Here is a 21770-nt window from a genome sequence, read left to right on the forward strand (position 1 = left end):
GGAACGAGGGCCTTCAGAGCCGGTGCGGCCCGGCGGGTCGTGCGGGGCCCGGTGCCGCCGCCGGTCTCGGTAGCCGTCTACGCGGGGATTAGGCAGTCGCCTAGGTGACTTTCGCCGATGAGGGAGCGGGGCCGGTCGGACGAGACTCGATCCCATGAAGAACACGCCCTCGGGGATCGACCGGGCCGCTCCGGTGATCGCCCGTCGTGAACTGCCGATCAGTGCCTCGGCCACCGCTGTCTGGGACCTGCTGACCTCCGTTCCCGACTGGCCGTCCTGGCAGCCGGACATCACCGAGGCCCGGGCGCTGACCCCGTTGGCGCCGGGCGCGGTGTTCCACTGGCGGACCGCCGGGCTGGACATCACCTCCACGGTGTACGCGCTCGAGGCACCCCGCCTGATCCTGTGGGGCGGCCCGTCCCAGGGCGTCACCGCCATCCATCAGTGGACGCTCACGCCTCGGGCGGGAGCGACCCTCGTCGCCACGGAGGAGTCCTGGGACGGCGCGCCCGTACGGGCCGACCCCGCAGGCATCGGGCAAGCGCTCGACCAGTCCCTGCTCCAGTGGCTCCTCCACCTGAAGTCCGCCGCCGAACGCGCCCCGCGCTGAGCGCCGCACCCGCCAGGCGCGGAACGCCGCCGCCTTCCCCGTCCCACCCCGGCTCGTCAAGGACTTCGCATGCGCAAACCGCCTCCCGGCGCCGTCCTCGCGGTACTGGCCGCCGGCCAGTTCACCGTCATGCTCGCCACCTCCATCGTCAACGTCGCGCTGCCGCAGATCCGTGACGGCGTCGGCCTTTCCGACACCGCCACCACCTGGGTGGTCAACGCTTACGGCCTGGCCTTCGGCGCGCTGCTGCTGGCCGGCGGGCGCGCCGCCGACCTGCTGGGCCGGCGCCGGGTGCTGCTCGTCGGTCTGGGCACGTTCGGGGCCGCCTCCGCCACCGCCGCGCTGGCCTCCTCGCCCGGTGTCCTCATCGCCGCCCGCGCCGCCCAGGGCGCCGGTGCGGCGGCGATCGCCCCCGCCGCCCTCGCCCTGGCCATGGGCCTCCGTCCGCCGGGCCCCGGCCGTAACAGGGCACTCGCGGTCTGGGGCGCGGTCTCCGGTGCGGGGGGTGCGGCGGGAGTGGTCCTCGGGGGGCTCCTCACCCAGGCATGGGGCTGGCCCTGGATCTTCCACGCCGTGGCAATCGGTACGGTCGCGGTCCTGGCGACGACGGTCATGCTCGTCCCGTCCGCCGCCCCCGCGGACAGGGCCGGCTTCGACCTCGCCGGAACCGCTGCCAGCGCCCTGGCCCTGACCGCCCTGGTGTGGGGTCTGACCACGGCCCGCCGGGCCGGCTGGACCGACACCCGGGTCCTCGCCGCGCTCGTCGCCGCCGCCGCACTCGCGCTGCTCTTCCTCCGGATCGAGCGCGGCGTCCCGGCCCCGCTGGTTCCCCCGCGCCTGTTCGCCCGCGGGAACGTGGCGGCCGGAAACCTCCTGATGGCCCTGTTCGGCTCGACGTGGATCGCCCTGTTCTACTTCCTTCCGCTCTACCAGCAGCAGGTCCTCGGCGAAGACTCGCTGGCCACCGGGCTCGGCCAACTCCCCCTCGCGGTCGCCAACATGGCCGGTGCCGCCCTCGCCCCCGCCCTTGCCCGGCGGGTCGGCAACCGGGCCGTGGCGGTCGGGGCCCTGCTGACCGAGGCGGCCGGGATGCTGTGGCTCTCCCGCATCAGCGCCCACGGCGGCTTCCCGACCGACGTCCTCGGCCCCAGTGTCCTCGTCGGAATCGGACTCAGCATCGCGTTCGTGCAGCTGACCGCCCTGTCCGTCGAGGGCGTCGCCGGGGCGGACGCGGGCCTGGCGGGCGGGCTGGTCAACACCACCCGCCAGGTGGGCGGCGCCGTCGGGCTCGCGGTCCTCGCGACCGTCGCAGGAACCGTCACCGCGCACGCCACCGACCACCAGCCCCACCTGGAGGCACTGACCTCCGGCTACCGCACCGCCTTCGCCGCCTGCGCCGCCGTCCTGGCCGCCACCGCCCTGCTCGCGGCCCGCCTGACCCGACGCACCGCCGCCACCACCCCGGATCCCGCTCCCCGGAGCGTCGTGCCCGGCCGGCACTGACCACCCGATCCACCACCGACCCCCCGGCACACCGACCGAAAGGAACACCGCCATGACCACCATCGACGAGGCCGCGCCCGTCATCGTCCGCCTGTCCACCGAGATCGACGCCCCGCTGGACCGGGTGTGGGCCCTGCACACCGGCATCGGCGACTGGCCGGTGTGGAACACCGACATCGACCAAGCCCGCCTGGACGGCCCGCTCGCCGAGGGCACCACGTTCACCTGGCGCACCCACGGGCTGGACATCACCTCCACCATCCACGAGCTGGTACCCGGCGCCCGGATCGTCTGGGGCGGCCCCGCTCACGGCATCGACGGCGTTCACGTGTGGACCTTCGAGCGCACCGGCGACCGGGTGCTCGTGCGCACCGAGGAGTCCTGGAGCGGCGCCCCCGTGGAGGCCGACGCCGACCAGCTCGGCGCCGCCCTGCGCACCTCCCTGGAGAACTGGCTCACCTGCCTGAAGAACCGCGCCGAACAGCGTGCCTGACGCACCGCCACGCGCCGATCGCCGCGCCGCCCAGCCCGCTCCCCCACACCACCGCGCCGAGACCCTGAGGAACCGACCATGACCGACAAACCCTTCCTGACCGGCCACTACACCCCGATCGCCGACGAGCTGACCGCCACCGAGCTGACCGTCGAGGGCACCCTGCCGCCCGAACTGACCGGTCGCCTGGTCCGCAACAGCCACAACCCGAAGCCCGGCGTCACCCCCGCCCACTGGTTCAAGGGCAGCGGCATGGTGCACGGCGTCCGGCTGCGCGAGGGCCGCGCCGAGTGGTACCGCAACCGCTGGGTGCGCACCCCCGCGCTGGACGGCGCCCCGTACATGACCGAGAACGGCCCGGACCTGACCGCCTCCACCGCCGGCACCCACGTGATCGAGCACGGCGGCCGACTGCTCGCCCTGTGCGAGGCCAACTTCCCCTTCGAACTCACCAAGGACCTGGAGACGGTCGGCCCGTTCGACTTCGACGGCAAGCTGCGCAGCGCGATGACCGCGCACCCCAAGAGCGACCCGCTCACCGGCGAGCTGCACTTCTTCGGCTCCTCGCCCTTCCCGCCGTTCATGGTGTACCACGTCGCGCACGCCGACGGGCACATCACCCACAGCGCCGAGATCCCCGGCGCCACCGCCTCCCTGAAGCACGACTTCGCCGTCACCCGCAACCACGTGGTCTTCGTTGAGGGCACCGTCACCTTCGACCCCGCCGAGCACTCCGGCATCCCGTACTCCTGGCAGGACGCACAACCCGCCCGGATCGGCGTCATGCCGCGCGGGCCGCAGGGCGCCGCCGCCGTCCGCTGGTTCCCGATCGAGCCGGGAAACATGCTGCACGTCGCCAACGCCTACGAGGACGCCGACGGCCGCATCGTCCTGGAGGGCCCGACCGTCGACCGCGAGGGCTTCCAGCTGTCGTGGAACTGGTGGGTCGGCGCCCCCGGCCGCGGCAGCGAGCCCAACACCCGCTCCTACAACCGCCGGTGGATCGTCGACCTGGCCGCCGGCCGGGTGCAGGAGCTCGTGATCGACGACCTGCCCATCGAGTTCCCCACGCTCAACGAGGACTACCTCGGCCTGGAGAACCGCTACCAGTACGCGATCTCCTTCCCCGATCAGGACGGCTTCGGCGGCTACGGCATCGTCAAGTACGACCGCAGCACCGGGGAGCGGCGGATCCACCAGGCCGGCGACGCCCGGCTACCCAGCGAGGCGGTGTTCGTGCCCGCGGCCGGTGGCACCCGGGAGGACGACGGCTACCTACTGACCGTGGTCTCCGACCTCAAGCAGGACGCCTCCCAACTGCTCGTCCTGGACGCCGCCGGCCTCGACCGGATCGCCACCGTCCACCTCCCGCGACGGGTGACCGCCGGCATCCACGGCTCCTGGATCCCCGACGGCACCCTGTGACGAACCCCGGGACGGCCACCGCCCCGGGGACGCGCCCAGCAGACCCACACCTCCCACGAAAGAGCACAGACTTGCGCACGCTCACCACAGTCAAAACCGCGGCCGTCAGCGTGGCCGTCACCGGCGCACTCCTGGTGACCACCTCCACCTCCGCCTCCGCCCTCACCACGGACCGCCCCACCGCGACGGCCCGGGCGAGCGCGAAGCGCCCGGGCGACGTGCAGATAGACCAGCAGGCCCCCGTCATCACCCGCACCGAGATCCTCATCCACGCCCCGCTGCGCACCACCTGGAACATCCAGACCGACGTCCGGAACTGGCCCGCCTGGCAGCCGAACGTCGAGAGCATGACCAAGGAAACCCCCGGCCGTCTGCGCCCCGGCTCGGTGTTCCGCTGGAGCACCGAAGGCCTCGACATCACCTCCACCGTCAAGCAGGTCGTCCCCGGCAAGCGCCTCGTGTGGGGCGGTCCCGCCCAGGGCATCACCGCCGTCCACGTCTGGACCTTCACCCCCACCCGCGACGGCGTCCTCGTCCACACCGAGGAGTCCTGGACCGGCGAGCCGGTCACGGCAAACCAAGCCGTGCTCCAAGCGGCCCTCGACAGCTCCCTCCACCATTGGGTCACCAACCTCAAGCACGAGGCCGAGGCACAGGCCCCCCGCTAACCCGCCAGCCCCTTCCTCGGCCCGGACCGGCAGCCGCCCGGTCCGGGCCGAGGCGCTGCCGGCGCCAGCCCCGCCTCTCGGGCCGCGGCCGGACTCGCCACACCATGGGCTGCCGAGGGGCACCCCCGGGCGCAGGACCTTCACTGCCACGAAGACTTCCAGCCCCTGCGGACTCTTGGTGCCGGTACGCACCTGCTCGACTCTGGGCGCCCCGACCCCTCGCGCAGCCCCGCACCCCATCGCTCCGCTGCCCAGCCACCCTGCCGACCTCATGGCAGGGGAGTGCGGCGGAGCAGCCGCAGAGCGACGCGGGTCCGCTCCACCCATGACGGTCGCAGTCGTGGTCGGCGTCGACCAGGGTGCCGTCCTCGAACAGCGCGTCGCCGTCGTCGCGGCAGGCGGCGCATTCCCACTGGGCGTACCAGGAGACCCTGGGCGACTGGGTAGTAGGTGTGGTCCTTCGTCTCCTCCGGGAAGTGGGCCGTCCTGGGGCGAGACGGCGGGGGCGGTGCGGGGTGGGTCAGCCGGTGACGGTCTCGGCGTGCCGGTGGAGGGCTTCCAGGAGCGCGGTCTGCTGCTCGGTCAGCTTGCCGTCAGTGCGGGCCTTGTCCGGCTTGCGTAGCCAGGTGCCGGGCCGGAAGGCCGGGTCGGCTTCGCCGCCGGTGCGGTTGGCGGGGCCGTCGAGGGTGCCGCCGGCGGCGAGGTAGGCGAGCATGCGGCAATAGGAGCGGTTCCAGTGCTCCAGGCGCCACAGCTCGTCCAGCGCGTCCAGCTTCGCGGCCTGGTCACCGGTGAGGTTGTCGGCCTTACGCTGGCGGCGCATCCAGGCGCCCACCGCGTAGTCGTCCAGCTTCGCGGTGGCGGGGATGGCGAGGTGGCCGTGCTGGTGGTGGAACGCGGCGGCGTAGGCGGCCCCGCGTTCCCAGGCGTTGGCGTTCTTTGACCAGATCATGCCGAGCGCGTCCAGCTCCGAGATCCGGGCGGCGTCGAGCAGGCCCTGGCCGTAGAGGTGGCGCTGGCGGGCGAGCCAGGAGATCAGCTCGGCATGCTTGGTCTTGTCGGTGGGGTCGAGGTGGCCGTGCTGGAGGTGGAAGACCGCCGCGACCGCGTGCATGCGCTGCCACTCCACGGCGCGCGGGTTGAACGCCCGCAGCTTCACGGTCTGGAGGATCCGCGCCGTGCTGCTTCGCGTTGATCCGCAGCCACTCGATCGGCGACTCGGCCGGGGCCGGCTGCTGCTCGCCATCCCCGGCCGAGACGGCCTCGCCCTCGGTCGGCGTGGCTGCGGTGGTGTGCGCGGTGCCCTGCGAGCGGCTCGCGCGCAACTCGGTGATCCGGCCGACCACCCGGGCGTCGTGGGCGGCGAGGGCGCGCAGGACGCGCAGGACGCGCAGGACGCGCCAGATCGTGCGGAAGCTGGAGGCTCCGATCTCGGCGTCGGCTTCGGCCTTCACGGCCTCGTCGGCGTGTGACTTCGGCTGGGTCGGCGGTGGCGGTGTCGTCGCCGACCGCGGGTGTCGGGAGGTAGACGGGGATGATGACCCAGGACACTTTGCCCTGGCGGTAGGACTGGCGCAGCGCGCGGCCCACCGCCTGGACGATGTCGATGACCGAGCTCTTGGGGTCGGCGAAGCAGACGGCGTCGACGGCGGCCACGTCGATGCCCTCGCGGGTCTCGTAGTCGCGGGCCAGGCGCCGGGCCCGGATCAGCCAGGAGAAACTGCGCTCCACGACCCAGCGGCGCGGCAGCACGACGAACCCGGTGACGTCGTCGGGGCGCTTGATGATGGTCAGGGCCAAGGCGAGCGCGGCGTGGGCGTAGGTGACCAGCCAGCCGGTGTAGCCGCCATCGGCCCAGACCAAGGTGACGGCCCGGTACCGGGCCCGCAGACGCGTGAGCAGGTCGCGGCCGGCGTCGTTGTCCTTGACCGAGGCGGCGGTGACCATCACGACCAGCAGCAGGCCGAGCGTGTCGACGGCGATGTGCCTCTTACGGCCGTTGATCTTCTTTCCGGTGTCGTAGCCGCGGGTGGCGGCGCCGACGGTGGCGTCGGCCTTCACCGACTGCGAGTCGATGATCGCCGCGGTCGGTTCCTCCTTCTTCCCGGTCAGGGCGCGCAGCATCGTGCGCAGGCGGCTGTAGAGCTCCTTGATGAAGTCGTTGTCGCGCCAGCGGCGGAAGAACCGGTACACCGCGCGCCACTTGGGGAAGTCGGCGGGCAGGCTGGCCCAGCGCGTACCCTCGGCGGCCAAGTAGCGCACCGCGTCCAACATCTGGCGGTGGCAGTAGCCCTCCGGGCGTCCGCCGCGTCCGTTCATCCAGGCTGGAACCGGCAGCAGCGGTCGGACCAGGGCCCATTCGGCGTCGGTGAGGTCGGAGCCATAGCGGCGGGTTCGGTCGGGCTGGTCGGCGGCGTTGCCCAAGCGGTGGGCGAGGCAGTCGCACGGCGACACGCCGGAGTTGGACGCGAGCGGGGCGGACACGCCACAGTGGGACAACTCCTGGTTCTCGGTTGACTCGACATCACCGAGCTGTGCAGGAGGCCCTTTTCCTATGCGTGCGCCAACAAGCTTTCACTTGAACAAGGGTGATGCGCGCAAGAGTTCGAACGGCAGCCGTGTCACACGGTTTGGTAATCGCTTCTAAGAGCCGTTCTTTTTACAGACCCCGGCCCGGTCCTTCTCAACCAACCCATAAACCCTCAGCCCGCCAACAAGACCCACCAGCGAACCACCGACCCGCCACAGCCGGCGACGGACTGGCGCACCCGCATGTCGCTGATGAGCGCTTGACGCGGCGGGGACTTCCCTGCAGCTTCTCGTAGAGAATGGGTGTCATCCGTGAGGTGAAGGCCAACTCCGCAGAGATGTCGCCGCCGCCCACCGCGTCAGCGAGATCACGCTGGCGGGGCAGTGCCCTGATTCTCCTGCGGTCCCCCGGTCGGTCCGTGGCTTTCAGTCGGCTGCCAGGACCTCCACGCCGCGCTCTGTGAGTTGCTCGACGACTGCGTGGTGGGGGTCGGCGTCGGTAATGAGTCCGCTGATCTCCTCCCAGGGCAGGACACGGAACCGGGAGGCTGTGCCGATCTTCTCGGAGGAGGCCAGGATGTAGGTGTCTGCGGCCCGTGCGGCCAGGGCGCGCTTCATCGCGGCCTCCTCGGCGTCGCCGGTGGTCAGTCCCGCCTCCGGGTGAACGCCAGTGACGCCGAGCAGGCAAAGGTCGGCCGAGACGTTCTGGGCGGCCTCTACCGCGGCGGCGCCAGAGGCGACCGCCGAGTGCTTGAAGACGCGGCCGCCGAGCAGGAAGACCTCAACCTGCGGATGCTCCAACAGAGCGACCGCGATCGTTGGACTGTGGGTGATCACGGTGCACGCCAGGTCCGCCGGGAGCGCGTGGGCGACGGCGAGGGCAGTGGTGCCGCCGTCCAGGATCAGGGCGCTGCCGGGCCGCACGAGCGCGGCGGCCGCGGCGGCGACCTTCCGCTTGCCGTCGGGGGTGACGGCCCGGCGGGCCGTGTAGTCCACGACGGCCGGGGAGACGGGCAGCGCGCCGCCGTAGACCCGTTGGCACAGCCCCTCGGCGGCGAGGTCGCGCAGGTCGCGGCGCACGCTGTCCTCGGAGATGCCCACGTCGGCAGCGACGTCCTTGGCGACGATCTTGCCCTCGCGGGCGAGAAGGCCCAGCAGGTGGTCACGCCTCTCGGCAGCCAGCATCCGCATTCTCTCCTGTTCTTGCACGTTTCTGCGTGTACTGTAGCGCACCATGACCGACAAGCCGATGCTCATCCTCATCGCCGGGCCCTACCGCTCCGGCACCGATGGCGACCCGCAGGCTATGGCCGCCAACCTCGCCCGCCTCGAAGCAGCAGCATGGCCGGTGTTCGCCGCCGGCCACGTCCCCATGATCGGGGAGTGGGTCGCCCTGCCCGTCCTGCGTTCGGCCGGTGCGGGCCTCACCGATCCCCTTGCCGACCAGGTTCTCTACCCGACCGCGGAGCGCCTGCTGGCCCACTGCGACGCCGTGCTCCGGCTCCCCGGTGACTCCACCGGGGCCGATCAGGACGTCGCCATCGCCCGCCGCCGCGGCCTGCCCGTCTACCACGACGTGAACGACATCCCGCACCGCACCCCGCAGGAGACCGCGTGAAGACCCGCCCCGGCATCGATACCCCCGACCACCGCGGCCGCACCGACCTCGACCGCGCCGGACGGGACCTGGCCCGCAACCCCGACGTCGTGATCCGCGATGTCGAACTCACCTCCCAGGGCTGGCATGTCCTGCGCCGCACCACCTTCGACTACCGCCGCCGCGACGGACGCACCGTCACCCAGCAGCGCGGGACCTACGACCGCGGCAACGGCGCGGCCGTCCTGCCCTACGACACCGAACGCCGCAAGGTCCTGCTCACCCGCCAGTTCCGCTTCCCGGCCTACGTCAACGACCACCCGGACGGCATGCTCATCGAAGCCGCCGCCGGACTCCTCGACGCGGACGACCCCCAGAGCGCCGTCCGACGCGAGAGCACAGAGGAACTCGGCGTCACCCTCGGCCCACTCACCCACGTCCTCGACACCTACATGAGCCCCGGCTCCGTCACCGAACGCCTCCACCTCTTCGCCGCCCCCTACACCCCGGCCGACCGAACCGGGACCGGCGGCGGACTCGAAGAAGACGGCGAAGACATCGAGGTCCTCGAACTACCCTTCACCCAAGCCCTCGCCATGACCCGCGACGGACGCATCACCGACGGCAAGACCATCCTGCTCTTGCAATGGGCAGCCCTGGACGGACCCTTCGCCCCCGTAACCGGCGACCGCTGACAGCGCACCCCGCCTCGCCCCGGTCAGCCCCGCTCCAGACACAAGGGCGACCCTGCCCGGACCCTCCGAAGGCGCGCGGCTCCGACCACCGTTGAACTTTCGACCGCAGGGGGAACGAAGAACAACCCCGGCCGAAATCCGAGAGCACGTCGGCGAACGGGCGGCCGAGTATGCCGCCGCAGGTCCTGGCCGCGACGGTGGTGCTGCAGAGCCTGCACGGCCTGTCGGACTTCGTGACGGTCCAGGAACTGCGCTGCGACCTGCGGTGGAAGGCCGCCTGCGGTCTCGGCCTCAACGACACCGCATTCGACGCGTCCCTGCTGACCCCATCCGGCGCCGCCTGCAACGATCCGGGGATCCGATGCGGCTGTTCGCCAAGGTCAAGGGGGTCGTGGCAGCCACCGGCGTACTCAAGGGCAAACGCCGGCGGGCACTGGACTCCACCGTGCTGGACGACGCGGTGGCAACCCAGGACACCGTCACCCAACTCGTCGCCGCAATCCGCCGCGTGATCCGCGATGTGCCCGGGGCCGAGCGCGTGGCCGCCACCTGGTGCACCGCGCACGACTACGCCGATGCGGGCAAGCCCCGCATCGCCTGGAACGACGAGCAGGCCCGCGCCGGCCTGGTCGACGCCCTGGCCACCGACGCGCTCAACCTGCTCGGCCGCCTGCCTGAGCGACAGCTTGATGAGAAGGCTGCCGACGCGGTCGGGCTGCTGGCACTGAGCCTTTTCAGCGATGCAGCTCTAGGTGAGGACGGCCTTGGCTGCTGACGTCAACCAGTTCGGGCTGCAGCGTGCGCGGCGGAAGACCTTCCAGCGCTTGACGGTGGCCACGCCACGTTCGACGGGGTAGCGGAGGCGGGCGTGGGCCCGGTTCAGCGATCTCTGCCCGACAGTGAGTTCGTTCCGGGGCGGGCGTCTGGCCGGCATTGCGAACGTTCCGCCGGCACCGGTGTACGCCATGTCGGCCAGGACCGGGATCCGAAGTCGGACACAGGTCTTCACGATGCGGTGGGTGCGCGCGGCGGTCAGGTCGTGCGTGCGGCCGGGCAGAGCGCGGGAGATCCACACCAGCCCGCCGGCCGGACCGGTGATGACCTGCAGGTTCACGCCGTGGCGGCGATGCTTGCCGGAGTAGTCGACGCGTCCGTCGCCGACACGGTCGCACTCGGCGAGGGTTCCGTCGACCAGGACGTACACATCGCCAGCACGAAGTACACCACCACCCGCGCCGACAGCAGACGACTGCGCTTCTCACCCCGCCCGGTCTTTGCGATCACCTCATCGACCAGACCCGGCGGAAACGCCTGCGTCAGCACCCCGATCGCAATCCGATCCGACAACCGCTCACCCGCACACGACTTGACCTGCCCCACCCTCGCCACACCACAACCAACGACACACAGACCACAAAGTCACCGGCATTGGTACTAGGCGGTCTCGTTTGGATCATCTGGCGGACCAGAGGGAGATGCCGGCGATGTGGAGTCCGGCCAGGTAGATCGTGGCGGTCTTCTCGTAGCGGGTCGCGATGCATCGCCTCACCGCCCGCTCCCCCCGCCGACCGGCCGGCCCCCCGCCAAAGGCGACGGCGTAAGAGGCGGCGGAACGGCCTTGGCCACCCCGGCAGCGCGCGGTGGGGCGGCAGGCGGTGGACAGGGAAGCGGACCTGATAGCGGGCCGGTGAGAGTGGGCTGCTCGCGCCCGTCATGGCAGTCTCCGGCGCGCTGGCGCGCCAATGATCAGATTTTTTGCAGTCCGGTCAGGGAGTGCAAGCGGCCGACCAGTTCCTCGGAGCGGGCCCGGTACCGTGCGACCGAGGCCAGTTTGATCTCCTCGTAGCCACGCACGGTGTCGGGCAGTGAGGCGATCTCGACGGCCAGGCCGTGGACGTCCTCGCCGAGGAGCCGGCAGACCTCGGCCATGGTGGTTCGGTACTCGACCACCAGGGCGCGTTCGGTGCGGCGCACGCGGGCCGCTCCGAACGGGTCGAGGCGGGTGCCGCGGATGGCGCGCATGGCTGCGAGGGCGTGGAAGGCGGGTTTGAACCAGGGGCCGAGTTCGATCTTGCGGGTCATTCCTAGGGCCCGCAGCACGGGCGGGTGGAGACGGTAGGACATTCGCGCGCCGTCCCCGAAGCGGGCTCGCACCTCCCGCTCGACCTCGGGGTCAAGGGAGAGCCGGGCCACCTCGTACTCGTCCTTGTACGCCATCAGCTTGTACAGGTACGTGGCCACGGCCTCGGCGAGTGCGGTCGAGCCGGGCACGCGTTCGTTCTCGGTTCGCCGCACCTGTTCGACGAAGCGCAGGTACCTCGTTGCGTACGCGACGTTCTGGTAGGCGATGAGGTCCGGGACGCGGATTTCCAGGAGCCGGGCGAGTTCCGACCCGGGGGCGGCCCCGGCCGACGCGAGGACGTTACGGACGGCGGCGGAGAGGCGCCGTTCGGGAGCGGCGTGCCCGGGCAGGGCGGCGGCGAAGGCTTCGGGGTCGGCGACGGCCTGGCGGCCGAGGCGGAACGCCTTGAGGTTGGCCTCGACCTTGACGCCGTTGAGGGTGATCGCCTCCTCGATGGCGTGCGCCGGAATTGGCAGCCCGCCGGCCTGGTAGGCCGCACCCGTCAGCAGGAGGTTGGCGAACTGGTCCTCGCCCAGCAGGTCGGCGGCGAGCCGCCGCGCGTCCAGGAAGACGCTGTCCCTCACCCCGGCCCGGATTCTTTCCTTGAGTGGTTCGGCGGGCGGGAAGGTCACGTTCGGGTCGATCACCATCCGTCCGGTCGGGACCTCTGTGGTGGAGACGACCGCCACCGTTCTCGCCGGGGCGGTCGCTGACAGGTTTCCGGGTTCCGCGGCCACGAGCAAGTCGCAGCCGAGGTAGAGGTCGCACTCCTCAAGGGCCGCCTTGCCCGCCTGGTCGGTCCGGTCCGTGGTGATCTTGATGTCGGAGACCACCGCACCGCCCTTCTGGGCCAGGCCGGTCTGGTCGAGGGTCCGGACGTGCAGGCCCACGAGCGAGGCCGCGGTGCTGAGGATCTGCGCGAGAGTGACCACGCCGGAACCGCCGATGCCGGTGATCCGGACGGTGTGGGACGCCGGCACGACAGGTGCCGGATCGGGCAGGGCGGCGGTGTCCGGCATGGCGGTGGCGGTGAAGGCGCGCTTCCCGCCGGCGGGCACGACCGTGAGGAAGGAGGGGCAGTCCCCTGCCAGGCAGGCGTAGTCCTTGTTGCAGGAGGACTGATCGATCCGGGTCTTGCGCCCGAACTCGGTGTCGACGGGTTGCACGGAGAGGCAGTTCGACTGCTGTCCGCAGTCGCCGCATCCCTCGCACACCCGCTCGTTGATCACCACCTGCTCGGCGGGCTCGGGCGCAAGGCCGCGCTTGCGCTTGCGTCGCAGTTCCGTCGCGCACTCCTGGTCGTGGATGAGCACGGTGACCCCGGGGGTCCGGGCGAGCACGTCCTGGGCCTCGGGCAGCCGGTCGCGGTGCCAGACGACGACGCCCTTCGGAAGCGCGACCCGCCGGTAGCGCTTGACGTCCTCGGTCGTGACGATGACGCGTCCGACGCCCTCCGCCAACAGCTCCTGTGCGATCGCGGGCACGGGCATGACGCCGATCGGCTGCTGCCCGCCGGTCATCGCCACCGCCGAGTTGTAGAGCAGTTTGTAGGTGACGTTCACCCCGGCCGCGACCACCGCCCTGATGGCGAGGCTGCCGGAGTGGTGGAAGGTGCCGTCGCCGAGGTTCTGGATCAGGTGGTCGCGGGCGAGGAACGGCTGCATCCCGATCCACTGGGCGCCCTCGCCGCCCATCTGTGTCATGCCGATCACGTCCCCGGCCTGGGCGGGGTCCATGAGCGTGACCATGGCGTGGCAGCCGATCCCGGCTCCGACGGCGGCGCCCTCGGGCGCCTTGGTCGAGAGGTTGTGCGGGCAGCCGGAACAGAAGTAGGGGGTGCGCGTCGCCATGGGCAGGAGCGGAAGCGCCCGGCGCCCGGCCACCGTCGGCCGCCGGACGTCCGACCAGGCGCGCACGGTGGGGAAGTCGCCCAGGCTGTTCAGCCGGTGGGCGAGCCGTGCGGCTACGGTGTCGGGATCGAGTTCTCCGTCGAACGGGAAGAGGACCGAACCGTCGGGTGCGCGCTTGCCGGAGACGGCCGGCCGGTTCCCATGCCCGTAGAGCAGTTCCTTGAGGGCGGTCTCGATCAGCGGCCGCTTCTCCTCCACGACCACGATGTGGCTCAGTCCTCGCGCGAACCGTTCGACGACCGTGGGTTCCAGCGGGTGGATCATGCCGAGGTGGAGCAGGCGCACACCCCGCCGGTTCAGTTCGGCGTCGTCGAGTCCGAGGATGCGCAGGGCCTGACGGACGTCGAGGAAGGTCTTGCCCGCCGCGACGATGCCGACGCGGTCCTCGGACCCCGAGACGGTGATCCGGTTGAGGCCGTTGGCGGCGGCGTAGCGGCGGGCGATCTCCAGACGGGCGCCCTCCCGGGTGCGTTCCAGGTCGCCGAGCGCCGGCTGCACCATCCGGGAGCCGACGGTGTGGCGGTACGGCACTCCGTCGATGACGAGGTCCGGTTCGACCGGCGAGATCCGGCCGGCGCTCACGTCGACGGTGCCGGAGCCGTCGGCGACCGCCGTGACGATCTTCAGCGCCACCCACAGACCGGACGCCCGGGACATCGCCACGCCGTGCAGTCCGAAGTCGAGCGCCTCCTGCGGGTCGGACGGGTAGAGGGTGGGCAGACCGAGGTCGGCGAGGAGCAGTTCGGAGGCGCCGGGGACGGTGGACGACTTGGCGGCGGGGTCGTCACCGACCAGGGCGAGCGCGCCGCCGGCCGGGTGGGTGCCCATCAGGTTGTTGTGCCGGATGGCGTCCGAGGCGCGGTCCAGGCCCGGGGACTTGCCGTACCAGACGGCCGTGATGCCGTCGACGCGCTTGTCCGGCTGCTCGGCCGCGAGCTGGGTGCCCTGGACCGCCGTCGCCGCCAACTCCTCGTTGACGCCGGGGCGGAAGACGATGTCGTACTCCTCGAGGAGGGGGCGGCAGCGCGCGAGTTCCATGTCATATCCGGCGAGCGGCGAACCCTCGTACCCGGAGACGAATCCGGCGGTGCTGCGGCCCGCGCGGCGGTCGGCGCGGCGGATGTCGAGGGGCAGCCGGGCGAGCGCCTGGATGCCGGTGAGGTGGACGCTGCCTTCTTCGAGGGTGTACCGGTCCTGGAGCGAGGGCCGGGGCTCGGTCGGGTTCTGAGAGGTCACCACTGTGTTCCTCCGGGTGGGGCATCGGTTGGCGGGGCGGGTACGGGCCCGCGGGCCCGCTTGCCGGTCCGCCGGGCTTTGCCCGGTGGGGGCGGGCGGCCGGGCGGTGGGGAGGGAGCGCCGGGTGGGAGCCGCGGTCGCGGCCCCCGCCCGGCGGGGACAGGATCTGACGGAGCGTTACCGGGCGGGCCGTTCAGCTCCGCGGAGCAGGCCGGTGAGAGCCGACACGGGAGCCGATCCCTCGGCGCTGTGCCACGCGATATGACCGTCCGGCCGGACCAGCAGGGCTCCGTCCGCGCCGATCCCGAGCAGGTCTAGGCAGGCGCCGTCCGCGCTGGCGACGTCGCCGACGACGACGGTCCGCTGCGCCATGCCGCCCCCGGGCCCCTCGGGGAAAAACTCCTCGAAGGCGACCGCGAACGCGTCCGCCCAGGCGGCTCCTCCCGGCCCGGCGAAGAGGGTGAAGCCCGGCACCAGGAGGTCGTGGGTGGACACCAGCTCCCCGCCGCGCTCGACCCAGGCGTGCGGAAGTCGCGCCCCGCGGACGGCGGTCGGCGTGCGGTCGCCGTCCGAGGACAGGGCGCCGTCGGCCCACCGGGCCGCTCCGTAGACGTACCCGATCTCCTGGCTCAGCGCGTCGAAGTGCGGGCGCTGCAGAGGGACGGCTTCCGCGATCCGTCGGCGTTCCGCCGCGGCGACCTGCGGGTCCGGGCTCTCCAGGCGCGCGGCGACGACGGCCGTGCCGGTCCCGATGCCGACGTCGGCCATCTTGATGGCGTTCATCATGCTGTGGCGGGCGTTGTCGACGGCGATGGGGCGGCGTTCCCGCTCGTAGCTGTCGAGCAGGGCCTCGGGGGCGTGACCGTTCAGTACGGCGGCGAGCTTCCAGCCGAGGTTGTCCGCGTCGGCGAGGCCGCTGTTCATGCCGAGGCCGCCGGTCGGCGGGAACTGGTGCGCCGCGTCGCCGGCGAGCAGGACCCGGCCGCGGCGGTAGGTCGCGGCGGTCCGGGCCGTCATGGTCCACGACCCCACGGAGCGGATGTCCACGTCGAGTTCGGTGGTTCCGACGGCGTCCCGGATGATCTGGGCGCAGCGCTCGGGTGGGTAGTCCTGCGGCGATTCGACGGCCGGGTCGAAGGCCCGCTGGAAGGTCCACCGGCGGGCACCGTCCATGCCGATGAGCACGCCCGGGGAGACGCTGTTGATCAGCCAGACCAGCAGGGCGGGGTCCTGGTGCGTCCACGGCGAGAGGTCGGCGTGGAAGTAGATGTTCAGCTGGTGGCCGAGAACCGGGGCGCCGTCCATCGCGATGCCGAGCCGGTCGCGCATGCCGCCCGTCGCCCCGTCCGCAGCCACGACCCAGCGGGTGCGCAGGGTCTGCCGCCCGTCCGCCCCCTCCACGGTGACGTCGACGGCGTCACCGTGGTCGGTCACCTCCTTGACGGTGGTGTTGTAGCGGAGGGTGGCCGCTCCCTGGGCGACGACCGCGTCCAGCAGGTGCCGCTGCACCCGGTCCTGTGCGCAGGAGGCGAGTTGCTCGGCCGAGGCGTGTATCCGCTCCAGGATCCGGGGGCCTTCGGCGAAGTCGATCCGGCCCAGGGACTCCCCGGCGAGGGTCTGCTTCCACAGGATGGTGCCGGCCTGCGCCGGGTCCACCGAGTCCGCCCGGACGGCGTCCGCGATGCCCCAGGCCCGGAACAGTTCCATGGACCGGGTGTTGACGACGTGGGCCCTGGGGTGGGGGTTGATCCCGCCGAACTGTTCGCAGACGACGCTGCGGACGCCGTGCCGGCCGAGGACGAGCGCGGTAGCCAGGCCCACGGGGCCGGCGCCGATGATGACGACGGGCGTGTCGAAGTCGTTCATGCGCGCCGGACCAGGTCGGCGGGGGACTCGCCGGACTCGAAGCGTCGCAGCAGGTCGTCGGGGTCGAAGTCGACCCCGATCGGATTGGCCTCGAAGGCTCCGGAGCGGAACCACTCGTCGAGTTCCTCCGCAGTGGCGAAGTTGTCGATCTGGAGCTCGATGTGGTTGCCGTCGGGGTCCTCGAAGTACATCGAGGTGGTCGGCCCGTGGTTGATGCACCAGAAGGGGTGGATGCCCTCGCCCTTCAGCCGCCGATAGGTGTCGAGCAGGTCCTTGAGCGTCGCGTAGGTGAACGCCATGTGGTGGAGGCCGGTGTGTGCCTCGGTCGGACGCTCGGACGCCCCGGTGGCGATCAGCGCGACCCGGTGGTGCTCGTCGTCGTAGGTCAGGAAGGCGAGGAGCTCGTTGGCGAAGGCGACCCGGCCTTCAAGGACGTTCGCGTACCAGTCGGTCATGACCGGCAGGCGGCCGGTGCGCAGGACGACATGGGCGAGCTTGTCGGGAGAAGCCATGGGGTGGCGACCTCCTTCTCGGGAGCACGGCAGCCCTCTTGGCTGCCATACAAGAGGAACTTAGGAGTTCTCTTGTATGGCAGTCAAGAGGTAGCTCGGCACGCCGCCGCGGCAGCCCTCAAGGGCCCGGCTCAGCGTGCCGCCGCGGCAGCCACCAGCGCCTCCATGAGCAGGTCGACGAGCTCCCCGGTCGTCCGGTCCAGCATTCGCGTACTGACCAGCAGCCCCTCGAACAGCACGTGCGCCAGATCCGCCACCGGCGCGACGTCCGCCCCCTCGGGCAGCCGGTCCGCGACTGCCGCGAGCAGGCGACCCTCCAGCCACTCCTGCATGCGGGCGTAGGTGTCGGTCAGCGCCGGCGACTCGCCCATGCGGTCGTACGCCTCCCGGTGCAGCCCGCGGTAGGCCTCCAGACCGACGAGGCATGCCACCAGCTGTCGGCGCGGATCGCCCCCGATGGCGGGGTCCGCCTCGACGTATTCCCGCTCGCGCAGGAACCTGCGGTCCAGTGCGGCGGCGAACAGGTCGTCCTTAGTGGGGAAGTACCAGCGCACGGCGTTTGCCGCGACGCCCGCCGCCCGGCCGATCTCGGCCAGGCTGGTCCCCTTGTACCCCTGGTCGGCGAAGAGTTCCCAGGCGCTCTCGACCAGGACGGCCTCGCGCTCGGCTTTCGGGATCTGCTGACGGTTCCTCGGCATGACAGCAAAGCCTAGGCGGCGCCGCCGCACCATCCGTCGGCGGCTCCGGGGGGGCGATGAACTAGCTCTTGACTCCGAAACAAGAAGGCTCTTGACTCTGATCCAAGAGAAGCCACCCCCGACCTGCGGGAGTCTTTGATGCGCCTGTACAGCACGGCCCTGGGTATCGCCCGAGAGGACAGCCCCGGCGAGCTCTCCCTGCTCGATCTCCCCTTCGCCGACCTGGGCGCCCTCCTGCGCGGCCCGGGGATCGCGGCGGCTCGCACGGCGGCGGTCGTCCGGCAGGTCGCGCTCGACGAGGTCCGCGTGCACGCACCCGTTCCCCAGCCCGGGAAAATCCTGATCGTCGGACTGAACTACCACAGTCACGCGGAGGAGGCCCTGGAGATGTTCGCCGCGATGGGCCGGGCCGACATCACCCTGCCCACCGAGCCGAACTTCCAGGTCGTCGCCGGTTCCGCGGTCATCGCCCCCGGCGACGACATCCACCTCCCGGCAGTCGCGTCCCGGCAGGTCGACTACGAGGGCGAAGTGGCCGCCGTCATCGGCAGCTCCGCAACCTCTGTCGACACCGCGGACGCGATGCGCCACCTCGCCGGCCTGACCATCGCCAACGACGTCTCGGCCCGCGACATCCAGCACCGGGCGATGACGGGCGACCCGACCGCCTCCATCGGCGTCTCCAAGAGCTTCGACACCTTCAAACCGCTCGGCCCCTGCCTGGTCACCCCCGACGAATTCCACCAGCCGCTCGACCTGCGGCTGCGCACCCTGGTCAACGGCGAACTGCGCCAGGACGACCGCACCGCGGGCTTCATCCACGACGTGGCCGAGCTGATCTCCTTCCTCTCGCGCTACCAGACCCTCGAACCCGGCGACGTGATCCTCACCGGGACACCGCGCGGCGCCGGCGTGTTCTCCGGCCGCCATCTGCAACCCGGCGACGTCGTCGAGGTCGAGGTCGAACGCATCGGCACGCTCCGCAACCGCGTGGCCGCCCTCGAGGATGCAAGCGCGAACGCGCGACGGTAGCGGACCACTGGCGCAGGCGGGCTGCGGCCCCCGGTCCCGCACCGCGCGCCAGCGCCCGGGAGGACCCGGTTCTCGTTGCGGCTGTGGTGTGGCGTGCTCGGGGTTGTCAGGGCAGCGGGACGGCATGCAGGCAGGTGTGCCGGCCTGGTGGGGCCGCGAGCGGCCAGGCGACGTCGTGGGTGATCTCGCCACGGGGGGTGCCGGCGTAACCGACCCCCCCCGGTTGGCCGACGGGAGCGTGGCCAACCGGGGGACTGGTTCATTGTGGGCCCCCACCGAACGCGCGCCAGCGGGGGGCCAGCTACATCCGTGCTTGTCCGGCTCCGTCAGTGAGTCACCAGCGGGTGGGTGCGGGTGGGTGCGGGTGGGCACAGTACTGGGACCGACCGCCGCGAAAGCGCTGGGGATCACCAGCGGAGGACGACTCGCACCTTGTACACACCGAAAGGCGGCATGCCCGCAGCGAGGTAGCAAAACGCCGCGGCTCCGTAGCCCTGATTGGTGTAGTAGGCGTACAGGCTGATGGCTGCAGCCTCGCACGTCGCGATCTCCGGGAAGGGACCCACGTCGAACTGGGTGCCACCCGCGAGTGCGGCTTCGACCGCGGGGGCGGGTGCGGCGACCGCCGCAGGCGCCATCAGGGCACCCCCACCGAACGCGATCACTACCCCGGCTGCCACTGCGGCAAGCCTCTTCTTCATCTGCAACCCCCATTCTGGTTTGGCCCCGTGCCCTCAAGGCCGGCCCGCCCGCATTCGGCGACCGGCAGTTCAGGCAGGGAACGCATCGTCATGGCTTGGACGGGAAGCGCCCGCACAAACACCTTCCACGTTTGTCGGGCGCTTCAGCACAAGGGTCCTGGCAAGCAGGAGAGATGGCTTGTAAGAATGCGCGCATCCGGTACCTGCTCCCGCTGCTGTCAGCGGACACGACAGACTGGCTCTGGCGCGAGTTCCGGATGCTGTTGGTGATCTTCACTGGCGAGAGTGATATTGCCGCCATCGGCTGAATGCGCCAGTGCTCGTCTGCTGTCCTGGCCTGGAGGTCGGGCCTGTTCAGAGGGGTGGACTGCGGTGGCGATGGGTTCATGGTCCGGGCGGGAGATCCCGCCGCTGACTGCGCGGATGGCACAGGCGAGCAATCCTCGGGGCACTGCTGCGATGTGGGTGCGGGATCACTTGGAGGGGCTGTTCACGGACGAGGATTTCGCCGATTGGTATCCCGCAGACGGACGTCGCGGCCTGTCACCGGCGCGATTGGCGCTGGTGTCGGTGCTGCAATACGCGCAGAACCTCACCGACCGTCAGGCCGCCGAGGCCGTCCGGTGTCGTCTGGACTGGAAATTACTGCCTGGGGCTGGAGTTGGACGATCCGGGCTTCGACTTCTCGGTGCTCAGCGAGTTCCGTGACCGGATGGCCGAGGGCGACCGGGCGGACCGGCTGCTGACGTTGATGGTGGAACGGCTGGCCGAGACGGGGCTGGTGAAGCGGCGCGGGAGACAGCGGACCGACTCCACCCATGTCCTGGCCGCGGTGCGGCGTCTGGACCGGATCGAACTGGTCGGCGAGACCCTGCGCGCGGCCCTGGAGGAGGTGGCCGCAGCAGACGAGGACTGGATATCCGCCCTGGTCACGGACGAGTGGGCCCGCCGTTACGGTCGACCGGTGCGCTACGACCGGCTGCCCAAGGAGACGAGCGAGCGCAAGCAGTACGCGCTCACGGTCGGTGAGGACGGAATGCGCCTGTTCCAGGCCCTCCTTGCCCCGGACGCACCGGCCCGGCTGCGGCGGCTGCCCAAGGTCGAGGTGATGCGCCAGGTCTGGGTCCAGCAGTACTGGTACGACGAACACGGTGATCTGTGCTGGCGCGGCCCGAAGCAGACTCGCGACCGGCTGAGCCGGCGCCACAGCCCTCGGCGTTCGACGACCGCGGACGCCTCCGACGGGCGGCCCGATCCCGCCTCCGCCCGGGTTCCGTGGTCGTCGGTGGAGATCATCTCTCCCCACGATCCGCAGGCCCGCTTCAGCCACAAGCCCGGCAAGGCCGAGTGGGTCGGCTACAAGGACCACCAGACCGAGACCTGCGACAGCGGCTTGCCGAACGTGATCGTGCACGTGGCCACCACGCCGGCGCCCGAGCAGGACATCGACGCCCTGGAACGGATCCACTCCGACCTCGCCGCACGCGACCTGGCTCCGGCCGAGCACCTGGTCGACGGCGGATACACCAGCCCCGCCGCCATCCATCGGGCCAGGACCGAGTACGGAATTGACCTGCTTGGCCCCGTCCGGCTCCCACCTCGATCACGGGCGTTGCCGGGCTTCAACAAGGAGGACTTCCACCCCAACTGGGAGGAACGAACGCTTACTTGCCCAAACGGTGCCACCAGCCCGCCATGGAAACCGACCCTCGCCGACGGACAGCCGCGCCTGTCCGTGCTGTTTCCCCGTGCCGTCTGTCGGGCCTGCGACGACCGCCCGAAGTGCACGGGAAACGTCGACGGCAAAGGCCGCCACGTCCTGCTCCTGCCACAGCCCCTGCAGGAGATCCAAAACCGCGTCAGGACAGAGCAGAAGACCAAACCCTGGCAGGACCGATACGCCATGAGGGCCGGCTGCGAGGCCACCGTCTCCGAGACCGTCCACGCCCACGGCTTGCGCAACTGCCGCTACCGCGGCACCGCGAAGACCCACGTCCAGCACGTCCTTACCGCAGCCGGAACCAACATCATCCGCCTCAGTCAGCACCACGACGACGCCAGATCAACCGATCCTCAACGAGGCCAAACCACCCGCTTCCAGCACCTGTGCCAACAACTGAGCGACGGGACTCGAACTCGTCGCTCGTGAAGATCACCAACAGGATCACTTCTG

The 21770-nt window shown here is 71.1% G+C and carries 19 protein-coding genes and 3 pseudogenes; 12 read left to right on the forward strand and 10 right to left on the reverse strand.

Annotation, left to right across the window (positions count from 1 at the left end; genetic code table 11):
• Nucleotides 1-154: 154 nt before the first annotated feature.
• The 5 genes from ACIBEC_RS43145 to ACIBEC_RS43165 all read left to right on the forward strand — a co-directional run bounded on the left by ACIBEC_RS43145 (nucleotide 155) and on the right by ACIBEC_RS43165 (nucleotide 4699).
• Complete coding sequence (locus ACIBEC_RS43145) at nucleotides 155-610, forward strand: SRPBCC family protein (protein WP_360507827.1); 456 nt, start codon at nucleotides 155-157, stop codon at nucleotides 608-610.
• Between the two features lie 69 nt (nucleotides 611-679).
• The gene (locus ACIBEC_RS43150; RefSeq protein WP_360507830.1) at nucleotides 680-2113 is read left to right on the forward strand and encodes an MFS transporter; all 1434 of its coding nucleotides are present in this window, start codon (nucleotides 680-682) and stop codon (nucleotides 2111-2113) included.
• 52 nt (nucleotides 2114-2165) lie between these two features.
• Nucleotides 2166-2606: an SRPBCC family protein gene (locus ACIBEC_RS43155; RefSeq protein WP_360507833.1), complete on the forward strand. Its 441-nt coding sequence runs from the start codon at nucleotides 2166-2168 to the stop codon at nucleotides 2604-2606.
• Between the two features lie 78 nt (nucleotides 2607-2684).
• Nucleotides 2685-4031: a carotenoid oxygenase family protein gene (locus ACIBEC_RS43160; protein ID WP_360507836.1), complete on the forward strand. Its 1347-nt coding sequence runs from the start codon at nucleotides 2685-2687 to the stop codon at nucleotides 4029-4031.
• A gap of 71 nt (nucleotides 4032-4102) precedes the next feature.
• Entirely contained in the window at nucleotides 4103-4699 is a 597-nt protein-coding gene (locus ACIBEC_RS43165) for an SRPBCC family protein (protein ID WP_360507839.1), read from the forward strand.
• A 520-nt stretch (nucleotides 4700-5219) separates the two neighbouring features.
• On the opposite strand, the gene ACIBEC_RS43170 is transcribed toward ACIBEC_RS43165, so the two are convergent.
• From ACIBEC_RS43170 to ACIBEC_RS43180, 3 genes are all read right to left on the reverse strand, one after another.
• Entirely contained in the window at nucleotides 5220-5858 is a 639-nt protein-coding gene (locus tag ACIBEC_RS43170) for a helicase associated domain-containing protein (RefSeq protein ID WP_360507842.1), read from the reverse strand.
• Nucleotides 5855-7183: an IS5 family transposase gene (locus ACIBEC_RS43175; RefSeq protein ID WP_360507845.1), complete on the reverse strand. Its 1329-nt coding sequence runs from the start codon at nucleotides 7181-7183 to the stop codon at nucleotides 5855-5857. Before ACIBEC_RS43175 ends, ACIBEC_RS43170 begins: the two co-directional genes overlap by 4 nt.
• Nucleotides 7184-7654: 471 nt before the next feature.
• Nucleotides 7655-8413: a DeoR/GlpR family DNA-binding transcription regulator gene (locus ACIBEC_RS43180; RefSeq protein WP_360507848.1), complete on the reverse strand. Its 759-nt coding sequence runs from the start codon at nucleotides 8411-8413 to the stop codon at nucleotides 7655-7657.
• 49 nt (nucleotides 8414-8462) lie between these two features.
• Here ACIBEC_RS43180 and ACIBEC_RS43185 point away from each other — a divergent pair, with 49 nt between their 5' ends.
• From ACIBEC_RS43185 to ACIBEC_RS43195, 3 genes and pseudogenes are all read left to right on the forward strand, one after another.
• The gene (locus ACIBEC_RS43185; RefSeq protein ID WP_360507851.1) at nucleotides 8463-8846 is read left to right on the forward strand and encodes a DUF4406 domain-containing protein; all 384 of its coding nucleotides are present in this window, start codon (nucleotides 8463-8465) and stop codon (nucleotides 8844-8846) included.
• Nucleotides 8843-9520, forward strand: a complete 678-nt coding sequence (locus ACIBEC_RS43190) for an NUDIX domain-containing protein (RefSeq protein ID WP_360507853.1) — start codon at nucleotides 8843-8845, stop codon at nucleotides 9518-9520. Before ACIBEC_RS43185 ends, ACIBEC_RS43190 begins: the two co-directional genes overlap by 4 nt.
• A 149-nt stretch (nucleotides 9521-9669) precedes the next feature.
• Nucleotides 9670-10283, forward strand: a pseudogene (locus ACIBEC_RS43195) (transposase); the annotation flags it as partial.
• Here the strand turns inward: ACIBEC_RS43195 and ACIBEC_RS43200 are convergent.
• The 6 genes and pseudogenes from ACIBEC_RS43200 to ACIBEC_RS43225 form a co-directional block, all read right to left on the reverse strand.
• A pseudogene (locus ACIBEC_RS43200) lies at nucleotides 10269-10721 on the reverse strand (transposase family protein); the annotation flags it as partial. The pseudogenes ACIBEC_RS43195 and ACIBEC_RS43200 sit on opposite strands and share 15 nt — an antisense overlap.
• Nucleotides 10721-10909 (reverse strand): annotated as a pseudogene (locus ACIBEC_RS43205) (transposase domain-containing protein); the annotation flags it as partial. The pseudogenes ACIBEC_RS43200 and ACIBEC_RS43205, both read right to left, overlap by 1 nt.
• A 357-nt stretch (nucleotides 10910-11266) precedes the next feature.
• Nucleotides 11267-14788, reverse strand: a complete 3522-nt coding sequence (locus ACIBEC_RS43210; RefSeq protein ID WP_360507856.1) for an indolepyruvate ferredoxin oxidoreductase family protein — start codon at nucleotides 14786-14788, stop codon at nucleotides 11267-11269.
• Nucleotides 14789-14965: 177 nt separating this feature from the next.
• Complete coding sequence (locus ACIBEC_RS43215) at nucleotides 14966-16654, reverse strand: FAD-dependent monooxygenase (protein ID WP_360507859.1); 1689 nt, start codon at nucleotides 16652-16654, stop codon at nucleotides 14966-14968.
• Nucleotides 16651-17166: a VOC family protein gene (locus ACIBEC_RS43220; protein WP_188309925.1), complete on the reverse strand. Its 516-nt coding sequence runs from the start codon at nucleotides 17164-17166 to the stop codon at nucleotides 16651-16653. The genes ACIBEC_RS43215 and ACIBEC_RS43220 overlap by 4 nt, the downstream gene beginning before the upstream one ends.
• 131 nt (nucleotides 17167-17297) lie before the next feature.
• Complete coding sequence (locus ACIBEC_RS43225; RefSeq protein WP_360507862.1) at nucleotides 17298-17864, reverse strand: TetR/AcrR family transcriptional regulator; 567 nt, start codon at nucleotides 17862-17864, stop codon at nucleotides 17298-17300.
• A 138-nt stretch (nucleotides 17865-18002) separates the two neighbouring features.
• On the opposite strand from ACIBEC_RS43225, the gene ACIBEC_RS43230 reads away from it, so the two are divergent.
• Nucleotides 18003-18896: a fumarylacetoacetate hydrolase family protein gene (locus ACIBEC_RS43230; protein ID WP_360507865.1), complete on the forward strand. Its 894-nt coding sequence runs from the start codon at nucleotides 18003-18005 to the stop codon at nucleotides 18894-18896.
• Between the two features lie 407 nt (nucleotides 18897-19303).
• Here the strand turns inward: ACIBEC_RS43230 and ACIBEC_RS43235 are convergent, their stop codons facing one another.
• Nucleotides 19304-19597, reverse strand: a complete 294-nt coding sequence (locus ACIBEC_RS43235; protein WP_360507868.1) for a hypothetical protein — start codon at nucleotides 19595-19597, stop codon at nucleotides 19304-19306.
• Between the two features lie 95 nt (nucleotides 19598-19692).
• Here ACIBEC_RS43235 and ACIBEC_RS43240 point away from each other — a divergent pair, with 95 nt between their 5' ends.
• The 3 genes from ACIBEC_RS43240 to ACIBEC_RS43250 all read left to right on the forward strand — a co-directional run bounded on the left by ACIBEC_RS43240 (nucleotide 19693) and on the right by ACIBEC_RS43250 (nucleotide 21746).
• Nucleotides 19693-19905 (forward strand): hypothetical protein, encoded by a 213-nt coding sequence (locus ACIBEC_RS43240; protein WP_396290415.1) that lies wholly within the window; start codon nucleotides 19693-19695, stop codon nucleotides 19903-19905.
• A 151-nt stretch (nucleotides 19906-20056) separates the two neighbouring features.
• Nucleotides 20057-20305 (forward strand): transposase, encoded by a 249-nt coding sequence (locus tag ACIBEC_RS43245; protein WP_360507898.1) that lies wholly within the window; start codon nucleotides 20057-20059, stop codon nucleotides 20303-20305.
• A complete protein-coding gene (locus tag ACIBEC_RS43250; RefSeq protein ID WP_360507872.1) occupies nucleotides 20259-21746 on the forward strand; it encodes a transposase in 1488 nt (495 codons plus the stop codon). Before ACIBEC_RS43245 ends, ACIBEC_RS43250 begins: the two co-directional genes overlap by 47 nt.
• Nucleotides 21747-21770: the final 24 nt, after the last annotated feature.

It is taken from the genome of Kitasatospora sp. NPDC051164, from assembly GCF_044455625.1.
Classification (GTDB): Bacteria; Actinomycetota; Actinomycetes; order Streptomycetales; family Streptomycetaceae; genus Kitasatospora.

Bases quoted from the DNA above. Each gene is read 5' to 3' on its own strand.
- ACIBEC_RS43150 (WP_360507830.1), top strand. From the start codon at position 680: ATGCGCAAACCGCCTCCCGGCGCCGTCCTCGCGGTACTGGCCGCCGGC.
- ACIBEC_RS43245 (WP_360507898.1), top strand. From the start codon at position 20,057: ATGTGGGTGCGGGATCACTTGGAGGGGCTGTTCACGGACGAGGATTTC.
- ACIBEC_RS43225 (WP_360507862.1), bottom strand. From the start codon at position 17,864: ATGCCGAGGAACCGTCAGCAGATCCCGAAAGCCGAGCGCGAGGCCGTC.
- ACIBEC_RS43215 (WP_360507859.1), bottom strand. From the start codon at position 16,654: ATGAACGACTTCGACACGCCCGTCGTCATCATCGGCGCCGGCCCCGTG.
- ACIBEC_RS43220 (WP_188309925.1), bottom strand. From the start codon at position 17,166: ATGGCTTCTCCCGACAAGCTCGCCCATGTCGTCCTGCGCACCGGCCGC.
- ACIBEC_RS43185 (WP_360507851.1), top strand. From the start codon at position 8,463: ATGACCGACAAGCCGATGCTCATCCTCATCGCCGGGCCCTACCGCTCC.
- ACIBEC_RS43235 (WP_360507868.1), bottom strand. From the start codon at position 19,597: ATGAAGAAGAGGCTTGCCGCAGTGGCAGCCGGGGTAGTGATCGCGTTC.
- ACIBEC_RS43145 (WP_360507827.1), top strand. From the start codon at position 155: ATGAAGAACACGCCCTCGGGGATCGACCGGGCCGCTCCGGTGATCGCC.
- ACIBEC_RS43230 (WP_360507865.1), top strand. From the start codon at position 18,003: ATGCGCCTGTACAGCACGGCCCTGGGTATCGCCCGAGAGGACAGCCCC.
- ACIBEC_RS43180 (WP_360507848.1), bottom strand. From the start codon at position 8,413: ATGCTGGCTGCCGAGAGGCGTGACCACCTGCTGGGCCTTCTCGCCCGC.
- ACIBEC_RS43160 (WP_360507836.1), top strand. From the start codon at position 2,685: ATGACCGACAAACCCTTCCTGACCGGCCACTACACCCCGATCGCCGAC.
- ACIBEC_RS43155 (WP_360507833.1), top strand. From the start codon at position 2,166: ATGACCACCATCGACGAGGCCGCGCCCGTCATCGTCCGCCTGTCCACC.